The organism is Pseudomonas sp. R2-37-08W (assembly GCF_003851705.1).
Classification (GTDB): domain Bacteria; phylum Pseudomonadota; class Gammaproteobacteria; order Pseudomonadales; family Pseudomonadaceae; genus Aquipseudomonas.
Genome location: NZ_CP027728.1, coordinates 39,574 through 57,014, shown reverse-complemented (window position 1 = coordinate 57,014; position 17,441 = coordinate 39,574). Strand labels below are relative to the sequence as shown.

Below are 17,441 nucleotides of genomic sequence, written 5' to 3'. Positions count from 1 at the left end.
ACCAGTGCCGTTTGGCGGTCAGTGCTTTTGCGTGACCTGCCCTAAATCATCCCCCGAGGTGGTGCGCATATCGTTCTTGCGCAGGTCGGCCACGTCACTGGCGCTCACTGGCGTGCCTTGATTGCCCCAACTGCCACGGATGAAACTGACCACGTCCGCCACTTCCTGGTCCGACAGGCGCCAGGCGAATGCCGGCATGGTGAAGGTCGACGGTGCGGCGTGGGTGGCGGGCAAGGTACCGCCGTTCAACACGATGTTGATCAACGACGTGGCATCCGCCGTCTGCAGCACCGGATTGCCCGCCAGCGCCGGGAACACCCGCGTATAGCCATGCCCGTCGGTACGGTGGCAGGCCGCGCAGTTGTCGATGTACACCGAGGCGCCCGGCTGGCTGTCATCACCCTTCCAGAGCGCCTGGGCCACTTGCTTGTCGTACTGGTGCGGCGGGTTCTTGGAATCCACCGCCGGCAGGCTCTTGAGGTAACGGGCGATAGCGGTCAGGTCGTCTTCCGACATGTATTGCATGCTGTGGACCACAACATCGCTCATGCCGCCAAACACCGCACTACGATCACTGCGCCCGGTCTTGAGAAATTGCACCAATTGCTCTTCGCTCCAACTGCCGAGGCCGTCCTTGTGATCGCCGCGCAGGCTTTTCGCAATCCAGCCCTCCAGCGGCGCGCTGCCGGACAGGAACGCGTTGCCGTCAGCGGCGCTCAGGGCCTTTTCCTGCATGGTCAGGGCGCGCGGCGTGTGACACGCACCGCAATGGCCGAGGCCTTCGACCAGGTAAGCGCCACGGCTGACCACAGGGTCGGCGGCGGCCTGTACCTGATGCTCCTCGACTGCCGGCGCGAACATCCAGCGCCACGCCGCCAGGGGCCAGCGCATGCTCAACGGCCAGGGAATATCGCTGTCCCTGTTCTCCTGGGCGACCGGCTCAACGCCTTTCATGAAGTAGGCATACAAGGCCTGCATGTCGCTGTCGCTGACACGCGCGTAAGACGGGTAGGGCATCGCCGGGTAAAGCGTACTACCGTTCTTGGCGACGCCATGGCGCACGGCCTTGTCGAAGTCTTCGAAGCTGTAGTCGCCCAGGCCGGTCTTGTCCGGCGTGATGTTGGTGGAATAAATCACACCGATGGGGGTTTCCATTGGCAGGCCGCCAGCGAATGGCTTGCCGCCCTTGGCGGTGTGGCAGGCCACACAGTCACCGGCGCGGGCCAGGTATTCCCCTTGCTTGATCAGCTCGGCTTGCGCCGCGCTGACCGAGCAACTGCTGAACAGCGCCAAGGAGGCGATAACGAGTGCTTTCATGGTCATCGCTCCTTATGCCTGGACCAGCGGGCCGGGGTTTTTCAAGTACTGTTCGCGGATCGCCCGGGCCGACCAGTAGGTCAGCGCTGCTACCAGGCCGGTAGGGTTATAGCCCAGACCTTGTGGGAAAGCCGACGCCCCCGGGACAAACACGTTGTGTACGTCCCAGCTCTGCAAGTAGCGGTTCAACGCACTGGTTTTCGGGTCGGTGCCCATGATCGCGCCGCCGTTGAGGTGCGTGGTCTGGTACGCCGCCGTATTGAAATGCTCGCCGACTTTCTTGCCCAACACGGCGATCGCCTTGGGATTCATGGCTTGGGCGACCTTGCTCATTTTGTCCATCATGAAGCGGTTCATCTTGATGTCGTTTTCCTGCCAGTCGAAGGTCATACGCAACAGCGGCAGTCCGTAGGCATCGCGGTAAACCGGGTCCAGATCCAGGTAATTGCTCCGGTAGGACTGATGGGCGCCGTGGGAGTCCATCGATACCTGATGGGTGTAGTAATCGGCGGTGGCGCGCTTCCACGCGCTGCCCCAGGCCGGGGTGCCCGGTGGATTGGAGGTGCCGGCAATCGGCCGACTGCCCGCCTGGTTGACCCACATCGGCGAGCCGCCCACGAAGCCGTGAGGGCCGTGGTCAAAGTTGTCGGCGTTGAAGTCGTCGATGGCCACGCCATTGCCGCCCGCGCCGATAAAGTTGTTGGTGTGGGTGTCCTTGTCGAAGAACGCCTTGATGGTGCCCATGTTCTGGTAGGCAAAGTTGCGGCCCACCACGCCTTCATTGGTAATCGGGTCGTACGGCTTGCCGATGCCCGACAGCAGCATCAAGCGCACGTTATGGAACTGGAACGCACCGAGGATCACCAGGTCTGCTGGTTGCTCGCACTCCCGGCCCTGGCCATCGACATAGGTCACGCCGGTGGCTTTCTTCCGGGTGCTGTCGAGGTTGACCTTGAGCACGTGGGAATTGGGCCGCAGCTCGAAATTCGGCACCTGGCGCAACGCCGGCAGGATGTTCACATTCGGCGACGCCTTGGAGTACATGTAGCACACGTAGCCACTGCAAAAGCCGCAGAAGTTGCACGGCCCCATTTGCGCGCCGTAAGGGTTGGTGTAGGGCCCGGAGGTGTTGGCCGACGGCAGGTTGTAGGGTTTGTAACCCACATCGGCAGCCGCTTTCTGAAACAGCTGCGCGGAGACCGTGTTTTTCTGCGACTCCAGCGGGAACGGGTTCGAGCGGTCCGGTGCATAGGGGTTGCCGCCGCGACCTTCACCCACCAACTGCCCCTTGACGGTCCAGGCCTGGCCCGAGGTGCCAAAGACTTTTTCCGCATAGTCGAAAAACGGTTCCAGCTCTTCGTAGCTGACACCGAAGTCCTGGATGGTCATGTCCTTGGGAATGAAGTTTTTCCCATAGCGTTCTTCGTAGTGGCTGCGCATGCGCAGTTCGATGGGATCGACGCGAAAATGCACGCCCGACCAGTGCAGGCCTGCACCACCGACGCCATTACCCGGCAAAAAAGCGCCAAGCTGACGGTTGGGCAGGGCGACGTCATTCACGCTATGGCGAATGGTCACCGTCTCCTTGGAAATGTCCTGAAAGAGTTTTTTACGCACGCTGTAGGTCAATTCGTCGATGACCTGTGGATAGTTGCCGTCCGGGTAGGTGTCCTGCATCGGGCCGCGCTCCAGCGCTACCACGTTGAGGCCCGCTTCGGTCAGCTCCTTGGCCATGATCGCGCCGGTCCAGCCGAAGCCCACGATCACCGCGTCCACTTTCTTCATGATGGTCACCACGGGTTAAGCCCTCTCGCCGCGAATAGAAACAGCCGGGAAGGGGTACTGCTCGTTGCGCTCGACCCAGTCCATGAAATCGGCGCGGGCGCCGGGGAAACCGATCATGGTCCAACCGACCATGCCTTTATTGCCGCCGTGGATGGGGTCGCAGAAGAAGCCTTCCTTGGTGTTCTGCAGCAGCAGGTTGAAAAACATCTTTGGCGGCACCGCCTCGAAATGAGCGCTCAGCTCAGTGGCACCCGCCTCCAAGCGGTGCAGCATGTCGTCTCGGGTAGCGCTGTCTTGCGCAGCAAAAGCCTTACCGTTGAACGCCTTCGACCAGGCATCCGTCGCCGCGATACCCAGGCGATAGATTTCCTTGGGCACCAGCTTGCTCTGCCAGCCCATCTCCGGCGCGGCATCGGCGTTGAAGGGGCCTTGCATGAACCACAGCGCGCCACTGGCGTACGGCGTATTCATTTGACGGTCGATATATTCCGCAGCGCCGGCTTCCAGGGCACCCGGGCCTTGGGCATCGGCAGGGATCAAGCGCTCGACGGCGGCATTGATGAATGCCCATTCTTCGGCGGTAAAGTAGGTCGGTTCATACGCCTTGTCACTGGCCGCAGGCTTGGCTGGCGCTGCCTCGGCAGGTGCCGGTGTGGCCATCAGCATCGAACCGCCAAGGCCGGTGCTGGCAACCGTGACCACCGGGATCAAGGTCAAGGATTTGCGCAAAAACTCACGCCGGGGGTTGTCTTGATCTTGATCAGACATGGGTGCACCTCATCATGTGGTCACGGATTGATCAGCCGCTTCTGGGAGCAGCGTGAAGATTTGCCGAGGAATGGATCCAAAGATAGATCACTCTCGCAAACAATGGTTACAAATGATAGCAGGCTAAGCATCGAGGAAAGGGCTTCGGTGACAAAAACACTGGGGCAGGCCGGATGATTCACGATTCTTTGACGAGCCCCTCACACCTCATTCACCCCGCACAAACGACTCTGTGCGCCATCAACATTGCCCTGGTCGGTTACGTCCCCCATGTTCAAGATTCGATTGCTGCCGGCCCTCGGCCTGGCACTGATAGCCCTGTTCGCCACCGTTAATGCTCACGCGCAGGGCGAGTCCTCCATTCGTTCGCCTGAGTGGGCCCAGCCGGTGGGCGACCACTACAACCTGCACCAAATGACGCCCACGCTCTACCGCAGCGCTTTGCTTGACGGTGACGCCGTGCCGGTGCTGGAGAAACTGAAGATTGGAACGGTGATCAATTTTTTGCCGGAGCCTGATTCGGCGTGGCTGAAGTCATCGGGTATCAAAGAGGTGCAGATCACCTATCGCACCAACCATGTCGACGATTCCGACGTGCTGGCGGCACTGCGTGCCATTCAGGAAGCTCAAGCCAACGGCCCGGTATTGATGCACTGCAAGCACGGCTCTGACCGCACCGGGCTGATGGCCGCGATGTATCGGGTCGTGATTCAAGGATGGAGCAAGGAAGACGCGCTGAACGAAATGACCTTGGGTGGCTTCGGCAGCAGTAATGGCTTTAAAGATGGCGTTCGCTACATGATGCGCGCCGATGTCGACAAGTTACGTACCGCTCTGGCGAACGGCGACTGCAGCACCAGTGCGTTTGCGCTGTGCTCGATGAAAAGCTGGATCGGCACAACGGTCAAGGACGACAAGTAATGTAACGGCGGGAGCGAGCCTGCTCGCTCCCGCTGCCACTCAGTCTTTCTTGAGTTTGGGGTTGGGGAAGAACTGCACCGCCTGCACCTTCGGGTCCGCCGGCGCTTTCAATGCCGACGTGTTGACCCGCGTACCCAATTCCTTGGGCACTGACAGCCCCTGGTCATTCAGCGTATCGGTATACCCACAGGCCACACACTCGCGGTGTGGCACGCTGTCTTCGGTCCACATCTTGAGCTTGTCCGGCTCGCTGCATGCCGGGCAGACCGCCCCGGCGATAAATTGCTTTTTGGTGATCACAGGCCCTTCACTCATGCTGCCGCGTCCTCACTCAGGCCGCTGTGGCGCAAGAGTGCGTCAATCGACGGCGCACGTCCGCGGAAGTCGACGAACAACACCATCGGCTCCTGCGAACCGCCCCGTGCGAGGATCGCTTCACGGAAGGCGCGACCGGTCTGGGCATTGAGCACGCCGTCTTCTTCGAACTTGGAGAAGGCGTCCGCCGACAGCACTTCGGCCCACTTGTAGCTGTAATAACCTGCGGCATAACCGCCGGCGAAAATGTGCGCGAAGCTGTTGGGGAAGCGGTTGTAGGCCGGTGGGCGCATTACCGAGACCTCATCGCGCACGCCTTCGAGCACCTGCGCCACACTGCGACCATCGCCGTGGGTGGCGTGCAATTCGAAGTCGAACAACGAAAATTCCAGCTGGCGCACCATCATCAGGCCGGACTGGAAATTTTTCGCCGCGAGCATTTTTTCCAGCAGGTCCTGGGGCAACGGCTCACCGGTTTCGTAGTGGCCCGAAATCAGCGCCAGGCCTTCAGGCTCCCAGCACCAGTTCTCCATGAACTGGCTCGGCAACTCCACGGCATCCCAGGCCACGCCGTTGATACCCGACACGCCGGCATGTTCGACGCGGGTCAGCAGATGGTGCAAGCCATGGCCGAACTCGTGGAACAGGGTGGTTACTTCATCGTGGGTCAGCAGGGCGGGCTTGCCACTGTCGGCCGGGGTGAAGTTGCACACCAGGTTGGCCACCGGGCTTTGCAGCACACCCTCCAGGGTGCGGCGGCGGTCGCGGGCGCCATCCATCCAGGCACCGCCACGTTTGTTGGCGCGGGCATACAGGTCGAAGAAGAAGCGGCCGACATGCTGACCGTTTTCCTTGATCTCAAACAGGCGCACGTCCGGATGCCAAGCGTCGAAACCTTTCTGCTCGGCAATCTCAATGCCGTACAGGCGCTGCACAATGGCAAACAGGCCGCCCAGCACTTTGTCGATCGGGAAGTAAGCGCGCAGGGCTTCCTGGGACACGCTGTAGCGCTGCTCGCGCAATTTTTCGCCGTAGAAGCCGCTGTCCCAGCTTTGCAGGTCGGCGCAACCTTGTTCGGCGGCGTAAGCCTTGAGCTGCTGCAGGTCCTGGGTCGCGAACGGTTTGCTGCGCTGGGCCAGGTCGCGCAGGAAGCTCAGCACCTGGTCGCTGGACTCGGCCATCTTGGTAGCGAGGCTCAGTTCGGCGAAGGAGGCGTAGCCCAGCAGCTGGGCCAGTTCCTGGCGCAGGTCGAGGATCTGTTCCATCAGCGGGCCGTTATCGTTCTGACCGGCATTCGGGCCTTGGTCCGACGCGCGGGTGCAGTAGGCCGCGTAGACTTCTTCGCGCAGGGCGCGGTCCTGGGCGTAGGTCATTACCGCGTAATAGCTCGGAAATTCCAGGGTGATCAGCCAGCCATCGAGACCTTTGGCCTGGGCGGCGGCGGCCATTTGCGCCTTGGCCGAATCGGTCAGGCCGGCGAGGGTGGCTTGGTCGGTGACGTGCTTGGTCCAGGCCTGGGTGGCATCCAGCAACTGGTTGGAGAATTTGCTGCCCAGCTCCGACAGCTTGCTTTGCACTTCGGCGTAGCGCTTTTGCTGCTCCGGCGGCAAGTCGATACCCGACAGGCGAAAGTCGCGCAGGGCGTGTTCCAGCACGGTTTTTTGCGCCACATCGAAACCGGCGGCCTCGGGGCTGCTGGCCAAGGCTTCGAAGGCCTGGAACAGTTCACGGTTCTGCCCCATCTCGGTGGAGTAGGCGCTCAATGCCGGCAAGCAGGCCTCATAGGCTTCGCGCAGTTCGGCGCTGTTACACACGGCGTTGAGGTGGCTGACAGGGCTCCACGCCGCGCCCAGGCGATCGTTAAGCTCGTCCATGGCCAGGACCAGGCCCGCCCATGTCGGATTTTTTCCCTGGCTTTGCAGGATTTCTGCGATAGCTGCCCGGTTATCGGCGAGGATCTGTTCGATGGCCGGCTGGACATGCTCGGCACGGATCGCCGAGAACGGCGGCAGGTCGTAGGGCTGCAGAAGAGGGTTGTTCGCGCTCACGGTTGGCACCTTGGCTGAAAAAACAGATAAGACAAAGATGGGGGCATCTTAATTACAATCAACACCCACCGCAGCTATCAATACAACAGAGAGAGGCTATCGTGACCCTTCGCACCTATCAGAACCACACGCCAACCCTGGGCACCGGGGCTTTTGTCGATGTTTCGGCGGTGGTGATCGGCGATGTCGAAATCGGCGCCGACAGCTCAGTCTGGCCCTTGACGGTGATTCGCGGCGACATGCACCGCATCCGTATCGGCGCGCGCACCAGCGTGCAGGATGGCTGCGTGCTGCACATCACCCACGCCGGCCCGTTCAACCCGGACGGTTTCCCGCTGTTGATCGGTGACGACGTGACCATCGCCCACAAAGTCATGCTGCATGGCTGCACCGTGGGGAGCCGCATCCTGATCGGCATGGGCAGCATCGTGATGGACGGCGCCGTGGTGGAGGATGACGTGATCATCGGGGCCGGCAGCCTGGTGCCGCCGGGCAGGAAACTCGACAGCGGCTTTTTGTACGTCGGCAGCCCGGTTAAACAGGTGCGCCCTTTGACTGACAAGGAGCGTGCCTTTTTCACCTACAGCGCAGCGAACTACGTGAAACTCAAAGACCTGCACCTGGCTGAAGGATTCGACCGATGACCCTGCACCACCCAACCGTGCTGTTCGACCTCGATGGCACCCTTACCGACCCACGCGAGGGCATCACCCGCTCGATCCAGTACGCCCTGGGCAAGCTGGGCATCGACGAGCCGGACCTGTCCCGCCTCGAACACTTCATCGGCCCGCCGTTGCTGCAAGCGTTCATGCAGTTCTACGGCTTCGACGAGGCCAAGGCGTGGCAAGCGGTGAATTTTTATCGTGAGCGTTTCAGGGTCACCGGGCTTTATGAAAACCATGTGTTCGATGGCGTGATGCCCTTGCTCGAAGAACTGAACAGCCAAGGCCGCCAGTTGTATGTGGCCACATCCAAACCGTGGGAATTTGCCCGTGAGATCGCGCGGCATTTTGACTTTGCCAAGCACTTCAAGGTGATTTACGGCAGCGAGCTGGATGGCACGCGCACCAACAAGGTCGAGCTGATCGCTCACCTGGTGCGTGAAGAAAGGCTGGACCCGACCACCACCTTGATGATCGGTGACCGCAAGCATGACTTGATCGGCGCGCGCAGCAATGGGCTCGACTCGGCGGCGGTGGGGTATGGGTTTGGCAGCTTTGCAGAGCTGAATGCCGAAGCGCCGACCTGGCATTTTGAAACATTGGCCGAGTTGCACCAGGCGTTTATGGGCCACCGCTAACACGCCACGCGGGTTTTCAAGGCCTCCGTCTGCGCACTGGAGCATGTGCGGCCGGTGAGCTTGCAGGGTGAGCGGATATTCCACTGGCTAACAGGTTTTTTCTGCGCAGATAGTCGGCTTTATTGAGGTGCAAGGCGGCCAACAAAGAAAAATAATGAGCGTTGGCTTCTGCACTGGTGGCAAGTGAAATCCTCTGACTGCGCAGTCGATTCAAATAGGATGATAACGTGTCCTCGGTGGCCGAACTGCCGCCTTCATCATGGGTCGCGAGTGCGCTGTGAGTGACTTCATGAATGAAGGTGTGAGCAATTTCCTCTGCAGAAGACCGTTCTAGAAAATCCCGCTGAAAATACATCAGACGTTTTACGCTTGGCATCGTCAGCCTGCCGGACGCCAATGTGCCTCTGGCTGAAATAGCCTCTACCGTCGTCCTGCCTTCATGGTGCTCCATGACGCTTATTCTGTGTAAGTTGTCATGGTAATAACTCACCGCAGACATCGTTTCCTGCAGATTGCTCGAGCCCTGCGCCGCCCCGAAGAACAATGCATCCAGCTGATTCAATTCAGTTGCGTTAGCAGGATCATTGATCGCCGCATACGCTGCATTCAACAGGACAGAAGCTGCCTGCGCACCCGCCACGAGCTTTTTATAACTGGGTGACCCTACCCACAATGAATGGCGGATTTCATCCGAAACGTTGCGTACTGCGGCAAAACCTACGCCTCCCGCAACGAACGCGCCGAACGCCACTGAGGGCCCCACAATGCCCGTCAGCTTGGCCCCTAGCGCAGCAACCCCGCCCAGTACCACGCCCTGTGCAGCGCCCACGGACACGTGATGCCCAAAGCTTGGCAGCCTGCCTTGACCTGCCGAACTCCAGTCGGTGGGCAAGGATGTAATCATCCCTTGACGATCAACCCTGTTCATCGGGTTGTTATGCACCATCCTGTATCGATTCAGTCCGTCAAGTGTCCCTGCCGGGTCCGGGCTGATCCAACGCTGCAACCAGGGTGCGTAGTAACGCAACCCGTAGTAATACAGCCCAGTAGCATCGCGCTCCTTGCCACTGTAGCGGCAAGTTTTATAGCGTGCCTCGATGGCGCCTCTCGCCGCCCACCACGCAGTGCTGCCAAAGGGGTAATAACTTTCCTGACTGATCAGCAGGGCCTTTTCATCCAACTCCAGGGTGCTGCTGCCCAAATGATCCGCCAAGTTGCAACGAATGGAATTGTTCGCAAGCTCGGAAGGGCGACCTTTTTCCCATTGAAGTATCCGCACGCTGTAGCGACCGACTTCAATATTCAAGACATTCAGCCATTCGCCGTTGGCACTGTCGCGCCGCACTTCCAGCCCCGGCAGATAGCACACCTGCGCACGATGAGTGAGTGCGCCCGCCCGGACCAAACTATTTTTTATCACGCGCCGGCCGAACGCATCATAGCCGTACAGCTCTTCATCGTTGGCCGCGTCCTCACGGATCACCAAGGCGACACTGATCAGTCGGTTGGACACATCCCAGCTCATGGTTTGCCCACGCTCGAGTTGCTGCTGGTTGCCATTGAGGTCGAAGCCCTTGCCCAACGCGGGCGACTCGATCAATGGGCCTGTAGTCGGCAGACTTTGGTTTCCGAGCGTCGCTACCTTCATTGTTCGCGTATAGCCACTGCCGTTGCTAGGCACATGCTGCAGCTTTTGCAGATTGCCATCGGCGTCATAGGTATAGGTTCGGGTGTAGTTGCGCCATTGGCTATCATTTGCTGCGCCGAAAGTCGCCCGCCTTGGCAGCCCCGATCCAGCGCCATTGTGCGCATTCTCTCGCCCACTGGCCTGGACCAGCTGATACAAAGTGTCATATTGATAATGGCTGACAGCCATGACCTGGGCGTTGCTTGACCATTGGATGGGTTGGGCTGCGTCGACGATTTTGATCACATTGCCGACGTGGTCATAGGTGTATGCCAAATCCTGCAACCGCTCTTTCTTTGCCCTGCTGCGATAGGTCAATAATCGCTCCACACGCTGGCTGCGTGGGTCGTAGGTCCACTCGCTCACTACGCCGTTTCCAGCACGTTGCGCTAGCATCTGACCATGGGCGTTGTAGTCGGCCCCATCCGCGATGACCTGACGAGTACCGCCCGCCAGGGTGATGCCAACTTCCAGTAGCTCGCCGGTGCGTCCATAACGACTGTCTTTTACATTGTTTTTTGCATCTACCTGCTCAAGCGCTTCCCCCAATGCACTGAAGCGCCATGACGTCACGAAGGTTTCATCCTGCAATAAAGCTTCTCGCTGTGTGGGTTGTGAGGGCCAGTTGACCGTCGCAAACTCCCGAAGAAAACGCTGCGCCTGCCTTGATACATGCCCCTGCAGGCCATACTCCTCAAAGCGCGTTCTGACGCACTCGCCGTCATGCAACACCAGCCGGCCGCAGCGATTATTCACCGCCTCAGCCGTTGAATAACCTGCATATTCCAACCTTTCTACACATCGCTCAGATGAATCATCGGCCGCTTGTTCAAACACCGCCACGGGCCGCAGCGAAGCGTCATAGTTGCACTTACGGTGAGCGCCGCGACCATCCCACCTGTGCACCCATTGACCCGCGCCCCCCAGTAACGTCATGCGCCAGCCTGCATCCGTGCTAGCGCTGTAGATCGGCTGACCGCCAAGGCTGTAGACCGTCACGTGACTGGCTTTTTTCACCCCTTTGGCGTCGCTTGCCATCCACTGACGTGACCCGTACTGCTGCACGAGGAAACCCGAGGCATTGAACGCTTGACGGGTAGTACGCGCCTCAAGCTCGACTTGGGCAGTCGGCCGGTAATAAGCGACCGTGCGCACAGCCAACCCGCGTGGATCGATCGCCGTTAACGTTGGTGTGTTTTGATGCAAGGGTAGAGACATGAGGAAAACCTGACACTGGAAAAGTCAGGAAACTCTAATGAGCGCGTCTCAGAGCGGTGGGATATGTAGATATTACTTGTATCTGGTCGCGTCAAACGTGCTCTGCGCATCCATCCCCTGGTATTCGTTCATCAATTGCCTCAAACGAATCTTGCGCTCTTGCGAAGCCAAACCGCCCAATGCGCGCACCGCCTGATAAAACCTGACCCAGTCCCCGCCTTCCTGCCGAAACAATGCTGCAAACGCCGGCACCCATTGGTCATACAGCCCGAAAGGCAACAGCCGTGCGTTGTTCATCGGCTGGTTGATCCACGCGTCATAGCGCTTGTCACCGCCCCATTGGCTGTCGCGCATCTGTTGGTACTCAACGCGCAGGCGTTCGAACTCCGCCGCCTTGGCCTGGCGCATGGCTTCGCGCGCCAAGGGCTGCGCGTAGAGGGTTTCCAAGTGTTTGCGGGTATCGAGGATCAGGCGAATGAACTGGTCACGCTGCTGCAGCGTCCCATCGCTCAGCGGCGCCAGGCCACGGGAAGCACGCCACTGCCGAGTACCTTCCTGCTCGACGAAGCTGGCGAATGACTCATTGAATTCGGTGTCGTCCTTCACATAGAAGCGCTGATGCGCCAGCTCATGGAAGATCAACGTGGCCAGGCGCTCATCGCCCCAGTGCAGCATCGAACTGATGATCGGGTCGTTGAACCAACCCAAGGTGGAATACGCCTCGACGCCGCCAATCGACACGTCCATCCCCTGTTGGCGCAGCAATGCCGCTTCGCCGCGTGCCGCGCCCTGGCTGTAATAGCCGCGGTAGGCGACGCAACCGGCGATGGGGAAACAGTGGTTTTCAGGCGATAGAGAAAATTCCTGCGTGGCGAAGACATTCCAGACCACATAGGGTCGGCCAATATCGGCGTATAGCCGGTAGCTTTGATTGTCGGGCAGGTGCAGGTGTTCGCTGGCGAAAGTGCGGGCTTTCTGGGATTGAACCAGATGCTCGCGCAACCCTTGAGGACGGGCTGGATCGGCGACGACCTCGGCCACCGGTTCCCGCGCCCGCAGCAGGTGCCACTGGCCACTCGCCAACTGGCTGTAATAACTGACGCTGGAACAGCCGCTGAGCAGCACCGCGATCAACCCCGGAAGAAAACGCCTGATCATGCCGCGACTGCTCCTGGGTGATGTGTGCGCCAGACTGATACGTTTGAAGTGAATTTGAATGTTCCACACGATGGCGTGTTTATACTCAAACTATCTTCTCGCGTTGAGTACCTGCCATGCGCCAGCTTCTGTATCCCCTCGCCGCCCTGTTCCTCAGCGCTTGCGCATCGACGCCCATCCCGCCAGTCGACCCGCAGCAGGCCTGGGTAGACTTCACTACGCCGACACCAGGCTCCAAAATGGTCATGGCCCAGCGGCTGGACGGAAAAAACCTCGACGACGGGCGCTTTTTCCAAATGCCGCCCGGCCCCCACGAACTGATGGTGCGCTTCGATTTCGAAGTGCCCGCCGGCGGTGGTTTGGGAGGGCTCAGCCAGATGATGTATCGAACCTGCTTCATGACCTTGCAGTACGACCATTTCCAGGCTGGCCAACGCTACGTACTGGAAGGGCGCTCACTGGCCTTCACCCCCAACATCCGCCTGTATGACTCGACGCGTCAGTTGCTGGCCGAAGAGCGCAGTGTGAACTGCATCTGATCAGTCGTTGTTTTTCTGGTAGAGGATGCGCTTGGTGCCGTTTTCGCACGAGCCGACAATCATGGCGCTGTCGTGGTTCTTGGCTTCTTCGGCAGTGATGATTTCCAGGGTGTAGGACGGAATCGCCTTAGCCTGGATATTCACTTCGATTTCCTTCCTGAGCTCTTCACAATCTTTTGGCGCGGCCACGGCCGAAGTGGCCAATACACCGCAGATGATTGCCAAGGCAAAACGTTTCATGTGTGAAGCTCCCTGAATGCATGCGCACGAGTGTGCGCCTAGGCTGCATAGGCTATAGGACCACGTCTATGAAATACGAGTTCTGATTTAACGCAAAACTAAATGTGGGAGGGGGAAAGCTCTGATGCCAGCCAGTTAAGCGTACACCACCGTCTGTAGGAGCGAGCTTGCTCGCGAAAAACGTCAACGATAACGCGTGCTTCCTGAATAAACGCGGTGCCTGTGAGTTCTTCGCGAGCAAGGGCTAGCCGCCCGCCTCGCTCCTACAAAAAGCCTTAACTGACTGGTATTAGGGCAAGCCCCCTCCCACATGGAAGGTGTGTCAGTTAACCAGTGTGGCATCCAGGGTGATGGTTGCGTTCAGCACTTTGGACACCGGGCACCCTTCCTTGGCCTTTTTGCTCAGTTCGTCGAACTGCGCCTGGCTGGCGCCTGGGATCTTGGCTTTAAGAACCAGGTGCACGGCGGTAATCGCAAAACCACCCTCGACCTGGTCGAGGCTAACTTCGGCCTGGGTGTCGATGCTGTCAGCCTTCAGGCCTGCGTCGCCGAGAATCATGGAAAAGGCCATGGAGAAACAGCCAGCGTGGGCCGCGCCGATCAGCTCTTCAGGGTTGGTGCCCTTGCCGCCTTCGAAACGCGCCTTGAAGCCGTAGGGCGCTTCGCGCAGCACGCCGGTTTCCGTGGAAATGGAACCCAGGCCAGTCTTCAGATCGCCTTCCCAATGCGCGGATGCCTTTTTAACGATACTCATAGCTTTCTCCTCGAACGGTAGTTTTGCGTCGGTAAGGTTCTGAGGATAGACGCGGCGGCAAAGTTCACCTTGTCGGAAAAACCTACCATTTAAGTAGGAAATTTCTTGTTGGCTATTGAATCTCGGGTATATGCCCTCATTGCATAGAACATGCACATGAAGCGGCAGGTTTTGGTTCGTCTAAGAAGCCTGCGCCCCCATTGGAGAAGCAGGCTATGAAAACGCTGTCCGACGTGAAGTATTCGACCCTCGACCTGGTGCCCGTTCGCGCCAACGGCAGTGCGGCGCAATCGCTGCGCAATTCCCTGGACCTTGCCCAGCACGTGGAAAAACTCGGCTACAACCGTTTCTGGGTGGCTGAACACCACAATATGGACGGTATCGCCAGCTCGGCCACTTCAGTATTGCTTGGCTACCTGGCAGGGGGCACTTCGACCATCCGTGTCGGCTCCGGCGGGGTGATGCTGCCCAACCATGCGCCGCTGGTGATTGCCGAGCAGTTCGGCACCCTGGAAAGCCTGTACCCCGGCCGTATCGACCTGGGCCTGGGCCGTGCGCCCGGTTCCGACCAGATGACCGCCCGCGCCCTGCGCCGTGAACGCTCCGGCAGTGCCGACGACTTCCCTGAAGACGTGGCCGAACTGATGGCCTACCTCGGCCCACGCACGCCCGACCAACGGGTGATCGCGGTACCGGGCACCGGCACCAACGTGCCGGTATGGCTGTTGGGCTCAAGCCTGTTCAGCGCGCAATTGGCCGGTGAACGTGGCTTGCCCTACGCCTTCGCCTCACATTTCGCACCGCGCCTGATGCATGAAGCGATTCGCGTGTACCGCAATCACTTCAAGCCTTCGGCCGTGCTGGAAAAGCCCTACGTCATGCTTGGCATTCCGCTGGTGGCCGCTGACACCGATGAACAAGCTGACTACCTTGCCACCTCGGTGTACCAGCGCATTCTCGCACTGATGCGTGGGCAGAGCCTCGTGCAGCGGCCACCGGTCAAAACCATGGACGGCCTGTGGTTGCCCCACGAAAAAGACGCGGTCGGCAGTTTCCTCGGCTTGGCGATGGTAGGCAGCCCGGCGAAGATCCGCGCCAAACTGGAGGTGCTGATCGAGCAGACCGGCGCTGATGAACTGATCTTTACCTGCGACCTGTACGAGCATGCCGACCGGATTCATTCCTACGAACTGCTGGCGCAATTGATGAAGGGCTGAACCCCGGGCGAAAAAAACCGACGCGCCTGTGGCGAGGGAGCTTGCTCCCGCTGGGCTGCGAAGCGGCCCCAAAAAAAGGGAGCGCTACGCACTCCAGCGGGAGCAAGCTCCCTCGCCACAAGTGCGTCGGTTTTTTATGTCTGCAACACGGGATTATCCGCGCTTGTAGACGATTTCCTTGGTGCCGCCTTCACAGCTACCGATTACCTGTGCATCGGCCGCAGCACCTTTATCCACTACTTCCAGCGAATAACCCGAAGCGCCCTTGGCGTCGATTTTCGCTGCAATTTCGCCTTTCAGCTCTTCACAAGGCTTGCCCGCCGCCAGGGCCGTGCCGGCGATGCTCAACAAACCTACCGCTAACAGAAACTTCTTCATCCGATACTTTCCTTGCGCTGGTCGAAAAGAGCGTGCCGACGCTTATGGCGTCGGCACCCATTGTATGTAGCGCAGGTTATGGCAATCGGCCAGCGACCAAAGTTCCACGCGCCCGATCAACTACTGGCAATTCGGAATCCCACCTTCAGGGTGACCTGATAGTGCGCAACCTTGCCATCCTCGATATGCCCACGGGTTTCAGTCACTTCAAACCACTCCAGATGCTTGAGGCTTTTGCTGGCTTCGGCCAGGGCATTCTGGATCGCATCTTCGATGGTGGTGGTGGATGAGCCCACCAATTCGACTTTCTTGTAGGTGTGATGTTCGCTCATGGCGTTTCTCCTGTGGGTCGTCAATCAAGACTAGCAGTGAATATTCGTACTGCTTGAGGCGACCGCTCGGCTACGAAAGTTCAGATTTAATGCACTTTCCGAAACCGCCGCAGTCGGTATCTACACACGCCACTCAATCACTTCAGGAGATGTCCACATGGCCAACACTTCTTTACGCAAAGCGTCGCTGGAAAGCATGGAAGCCGAGATTTCGAGCCTGCTCAAATCTCTTGAGAGCCTCAAGGATGATGCATCCGATGAGTCGCGCAAAACGCTGAAGGCCCTGAAAAGCAATGCCGAGAATGCCCTCAAGCACTCTCGCCACCTGATCAGCGACGCCTATGAAGAAAGCAAAGTCAAAATCCGTGAAACCGGTGTTGCTACTCGGGACTACGCCCAAGAGCACCCGTGGACCACAGCCGGCGTCGCTGTAGGTGCCCTGGGCCTGCTGGCGGCTTACCTGCTGTGCAAACGCGGCGACTAAACCGGTTGGCGCGCCAGCTCAGCCTTGAGCCACTGCGCCAATTGCCCGGCGCGCCCGTCCGCGGCGCGCTTGGGTAGCCACAAAGCCAGGTGCGCCGGGGTTTCACTGAAGCCCCACGGTGCCACCAGGCGACCCGCTCGCAAATCCTCTGCCACCAGCGGCTCCGGCGCGATTGCCACACCCAGCCCTGCAACCGCCGCTTCCAGCAAATAATACAAATGCTCAAAACCCTGGCCGAGCTTCAGCGCGCCGGGATCGATTACGTGTTGCTGCGCCCAACTGGGCCAGGCCTGCGGACGTGACGTGGTATGCAGCAGCGCTTCGTCACACAAGGCTGCAGCGGGCGCGTGAAGCAGGCGCGCGTAACCTGCAAATCGCGGACTCATCACCGGCCCAATACGCTCGCTTGCCAACTCATACACCTGCATATCCGCTGGCCACGGTGGCTCGGCAAATACCAGCAGGGCATCCAATCCTGGGCGTCGCGGGTCCAGATCGCCTTCGCCCGCCGACAGGTGTAAACGCAAGTCCGGCAGGTCCGCATTCAAGCGTCCCAAGCGTGGAATAAACCAACGCGCCAGCAAACTGCCTGAACAACCGAGCACGAACGGTGCATCGGCGCTGTTTTGGCTGAGTTCGGCGCAAACATCCCGCAGACGTTCAAACGCCTCGGCACTGACATCGCGCAGCCTGGCCCCGGCATCTGTGAGTTTAAGGCCGCGCCCATCCTTGACGAACAGGCTGACGCCCAAGTGTTCTTCCAGCACTTTCAACTGGCGACTGACTGCGCCATGGGTGACGTGCAATTGTTCGGCCGCCTGGCTGACGCTGCTGAGGCGGGCGGTGGCTTCAAATGCGCGTAGCGCGTTGAGCGGCGGAAGGTCTCGGCTCATCTGTGAGTTTTCCTGACAGGTTGTGGCGATCTTATCGGTTTTCAGCCGGGAGCGGCAGGGGTAGAGTGGCCCTCATTGTCTCTGCAC

At 59.5% G+C, this 17,441-nt stretch carries 18 protein-coding genes; 6 read left to right on the top strand and 12 right to left on the bottom strand.

The features are described 5' to 3' along the window. Window positions 1-18: 18 nt before the first annotated feature. The 3 genes from C4J93_RS00265 to C4J93_RS00255 are packed head-to-tail and all read right to left on the bottom strand — an operon-like array spanning window position 19 to window position 3,870. A complete protein-coding gene (locus C4J93_RS00265; RefSeq protein ID WP_124428277.1) occupies window positions 19-1,317 on the bottom strand; it encodes a cytochrome c in 1,299 nt (432 codons plus the stop codon). Window positions 1,318-1,329: 12 nt separating this feature from the next. After that, entirely contained in the window at window positions 1,330-3,102 is a 1,773-nt protein-coding gene (locus C4J93_RS00260; RefSeq protein ID WP_372238157.1) for a GMC family oxidoreductase, read from the bottom strand. Between the two features lie 15 nt (window positions 3,103-3,117). After that, the gene (locus C4J93_RS00255) at window positions 3,118-3,870 is read right to left on the bottom strand and encodes a gluconate 2-dehydrogenase subunit 3 family protein (protein ID WP_124365271.1); all 753 of its coding nucleotides are present in this window, start codon (window positions 3,868-3,870) and stop codon (window positions 3,118-3,120) included. 270 nt (window positions 3,871-4,140) lie between these two features. On the opposite strand from C4J93_RS00255, the gene C4J93_RS00250 reads away from it, so the two are divergent. Next, window positions 4,141-4,791, top strand: a complete 651-nt coding sequence (locus C4J93_RS00250; protein WP_124428275.1) for a dual specificity protein phosphatase family protein — start codon at window positions 4,141-4,143, stop codon at window positions 4,789-4,791. A gap of 39 nt (window positions 4,792-4,830) precedes the next feature. On the opposite strand, the gene C4J93_RS00245 is transcribed toward C4J93_RS00250, so the two are convergent. Then, window positions 4,831-5,106: a YheV family putative zinc ribbon protein gene (locus tag C4J93_RS00245; protein ID WP_017528719.1), complete on the bottom strand. Its 276-nt coding sequence runs from the start codon at window positions 5,104-5,106 to the stop codon at window positions 4,831-4,833. Then, window positions 5,103-7,154, bottom strand: a complete 2,052-nt coding sequence (gene prlC, locus C4J93_RS00240; RefSeq protein ID WP_124408713.1) for an oligopeptidase A — start codon at window positions 7,152-7,154, stop codon at window positions 5,103-5,105. Before prlC ends, C4J93_RS00245 begins: the two co-directional genes overlap by 4 nt. 101 nt (window positions 7,155-7,255) lie before the next feature. Here prlC and C4J93_RS00235 point away from each other — a divergent pair, with 101 nt between their 5' ends. Both C4J93_RS00235 and C4J93_RS00230 read left to right on the top strand, forming a co-directional pair. Beyond that, the gene (locus tag C4J93_RS00235) at window positions 7,256-7,798 is read left to right on the top strand and encodes a gamma carbonic anhydrase family protein (protein ID WP_124365268.1); all 543 of its coding nucleotides are present in this window, start codon (window positions 7,256-7,258) and stop codon (window positions 7,796-7,798) included. After that, window positions 7,795-8,454 carry an HAD family hydrolase gene (locus C4J93_RS00230; protein ID WP_124405907.1) on the top strand — a complete coding sequence of 220 codons (660 nt, stop codon included), beginning with the start codon at window positions 7,795-7,797 and terminating at the stop codon, window positions 8,452-8,454. Before C4J93_RS00235 ends, C4J93_RS00230 begins: the two co-directional genes overlap by 4 nt. A gap of 16 nt (window positions 8,455-8,470) precedes the next feature. On the opposite strand, the gene C4J93_RS00225 is transcribed toward C4J93_RS00230, so the two are convergent. Both C4J93_RS00225 and C4J93_RS00220 read right to left on the bottom strand, forming a co-directional pair. Beyond that, the gene (locus C4J93_RS00225) at window positions 8,471-11,359 is read right to left on the bottom strand and encodes an RHS repeat domain-containing protein (protein WP_124428274.1); all 2,889 of its coding nucleotides are present in this window, start codon (window positions 11,357-11,359) and stop codon (window positions 8,471-8,473) included. 72 nt (window positions 11,360-11,431) lie between these two features. Continuing rightward, complete coding sequence (locus tag C4J93_RS00220; RefSeq protein ID WP_124428273.1) at window positions 11,432-12,517, bottom strand: aminopeptidase; 1,086 nt, start codon at window positions 12,515-12,517, stop codon at window positions 11,432-11,434. A 116-nt stretch (window positions 12,518-12,633) separates the two neighbouring features. On the opposite strand from C4J93_RS00220, the gene C4J93_RS00215 reads away from it, so the two are divergent. Beyond that, a complete protein-coding gene (locus C4J93_RS00215; RefSeq protein WP_124402581.1) occupies window positions 12,634-13,056 on the top strand; it encodes a hypothetical protein in 423 nt (140 codons plus the stop codon). Here the strand turns inward: C4J93_RS00215 and C4J93_RS00210 are convergent, their stop codons facing one another. Continuing rightward, on the bottom strand, window positions 13,057-13,296 hold the full coding sequence (locus C4J93_RS00210) for a DUF1161 domain-containing protein (protein WP_124360609.1): 240 nt from the start codon (window positions 13,294-13,296) through the stop codon (window positions 13,057-13,059). It lies immediately after the preceding gene. Window positions 13,297-13,618: 322 nt separating this feature from the next. After that, window positions 13,619-14,050: an OsmC family protein gene (locus tag C4J93_RS00205; RefSeq protein ID WP_124360608.1), complete on the bottom strand. Its 432-nt coding sequence runs from the start codon at window positions 14,048-14,050 to the stop codon at window positions 13,619-13,621. Between the two features lie 215 nt (window positions 14,051-14,265). Between C4J93_RS00205 and C4J93_RS00200 the strand changes: the two genes are divergently transcribed. Beyond that, on the top strand, window positions 14,266-15,267 hold the full coding sequence (locus C4J93_RS00200; protein WP_124428272.1) for an LLM class flavin-dependent oxidoreductase: 1,002 nt from the start codon (window positions 14,266-14,268) through the stop codon (window positions 15,265-15,267). 153 nt (window positions 15,268-15,420) lie between these two features. On the opposite strand, the gene C4J93_RS00195 is transcribed toward C4J93_RS00200, so the two are convergent. Together C4J93_RS00195 and C4J93_RS00190 are read right to left on the bottom strand one after the other, a co-directional pair. After that, window positions 15,421-15,645, bottom strand: a complete 225-nt coding sequence (locus C4J93_RS00195; protein ID WP_124428271.1) for a DUF1161 domain-containing protein — start codon at window positions 15,643-15,645, stop codon at window positions 15,421-15,423. Between the two features lie 116 nt (window positions 15,646-15,761). Beyond that, window positions 15,762-15,977, bottom strand: coding sequence for a dodecin (locus tag C4J93_RS00190; RefSeq protein WP_065886743.1), 216 nt, complete (start codon window positions 15,975-15,977; stop codon window positions 15,762-15,764). A 157-nt stretch (window positions 15,978-16,134) separates the two neighbouring features. Here C4J93_RS00190 and C4J93_RS00185 point away from each other — a divergent pair, with 157 nt between their 5' ends. Continuing rightward, on the top strand, window positions 16,135-16,461 hold the full coding sequence (locus C4J93_RS00185; RefSeq protein ID WP_003170746.1) for a YqjD family protein: 327 nt from the start codon (window positions 16,135-16,137) through the stop codon (window positions 16,459-16,461). Here the strand turns inward: C4J93_RS00185 and C4J93_RS00180 are convergent. Beyond that, window positions 16,458-17,354, bottom strand: a complete 897-nt coding sequence (locus C4J93_RS00180) for a LysR family transcriptional regulator (protein WP_124428270.1) — start codon at window positions 17,352-17,354, stop codon at window positions 16,458-16,460. The genes C4J93_RS00185 and C4J93_RS00180 overlap by 4 nt on opposite strands. Window positions 17,355-17,441 lie beyond the last annotated feature (87 nt).

Excerpts from the sequence above, each read along its gene's own strand:
- C4J93_RS00250 (WP_124428275.1), top strand. The coding sequence starts at position 4,141 with ATGTTCAAGATTCGATTGCTGCCGGCCCTCGGCCTGGCACTGATAGCC.
- C4J93_RS00195 (WP_124428271.1), bottom strand. The coding sequence starts at position 15,645 with ATGAAGAAGTTTCTGTTAGCGGTAGGTTTGTTGAGCATCGCCGGCACG.
- C4J93_RS00225 (WP_124428274.1), bottom strand. The coding sequence starts at position 11,359 with ATGTCTCTACCCTTGCATCAAAACACACCAACGTTAACGGCGATCGAT.
- C4J93_RS00205 (WP_124360608.1), bottom strand. The coding sequence starts at position 14,050 with ATGAGTATCGTTAAAAAGGCATCCGCGCATTGGGAAGGCGATCTGAAG.
- C4J93_RS00220 (WP_124428273.1), bottom strand. The coding sequence starts at position 12,517 with ATGATCAGGCGTTTTCTTCCGGGGTTGATCGCGGTGCTGCTCAGCGGC.
- C4J93_RS00180 (WP_124428270.1), bottom strand. The coding sequence starts at position 17,354 with ATGAGCCGAGACCTTCCGCCGCTCAACGCGCTACGCGCATTTGAAGCC.
- C4J93_RS00265 (WP_124428277.1), bottom strand. The coding sequence starts at position 1,317 with ATGAAAGCACTCGTTATCGCCTCCTTGGCGCTGTTCAGCAGTTGCTCG.
- C4J93_RS00210 (WP_124360609.1), bottom strand. The coding sequence starts at position 13,296 with ATGAAACGTTTTGCCTTGGCAATCATCTGCGGTGTATTGGCCACTTCG.
- C4J93_RS00230 (WP_124405907.1), top strand. The coding sequence starts at position 7,795 with ATGACCCTGCACCACCCAACCGTGCTGTTCGACCTCGATGGCACCCTT.
- C4J93_RS00190 (WP_065886743.1), bottom strand. The coding sequence starts at position 15,977 with ATGAGCGAACATCACACCTACAAGAAAGTCGAATTGGTGGGCTCATCC.
- C4J93_RS00260 (WP_372238157.1), bottom strand. The coding sequence starts at position 3,102 with ATGAAGAAAGTGGACGCGGTGATCGTGGGCTTCGGCTGGACCGGCGCG.
- C4J93_RS00215 (WP_124402581.1), top strand. The coding sequence starts at position 12,634 with ATGCGCCAGCTTCTGTATCCCCTCGCCGCCCTGTTCCTCAGCGCTTGC.
- C4J93_RS00185 (WP_003170746.1), top strand. The coding sequence starts at position 16,135 with ATGGCCAACACTTCTTTACGCAAAGCGTCGCTGGAAAGCATGGAAGCC.
- C4J93_RS00255 (WP_124365271.1), bottom strand. The coding sequence starts at position 3,870 with ATGTCTGATCAAGATCAAGACAACCCCCGGCGTGAGTTTTTGCGCAAA.
- C4J93_RS00200 (WP_124428272.1), top strand. The coding sequence starts at position 14,266 with ATGAAAACGCTGTCCGACGTGAAGTATTCGACCCTCGACCTGGTGCCC.
- C4J93_RS00245 (WP_017528719.1), bottom strand. The coding sequence starts at position 5,106 with ATGAGTGAAGGGCCTGTGATCACCAAAAAGCAATTTATCGCCGGGGCG.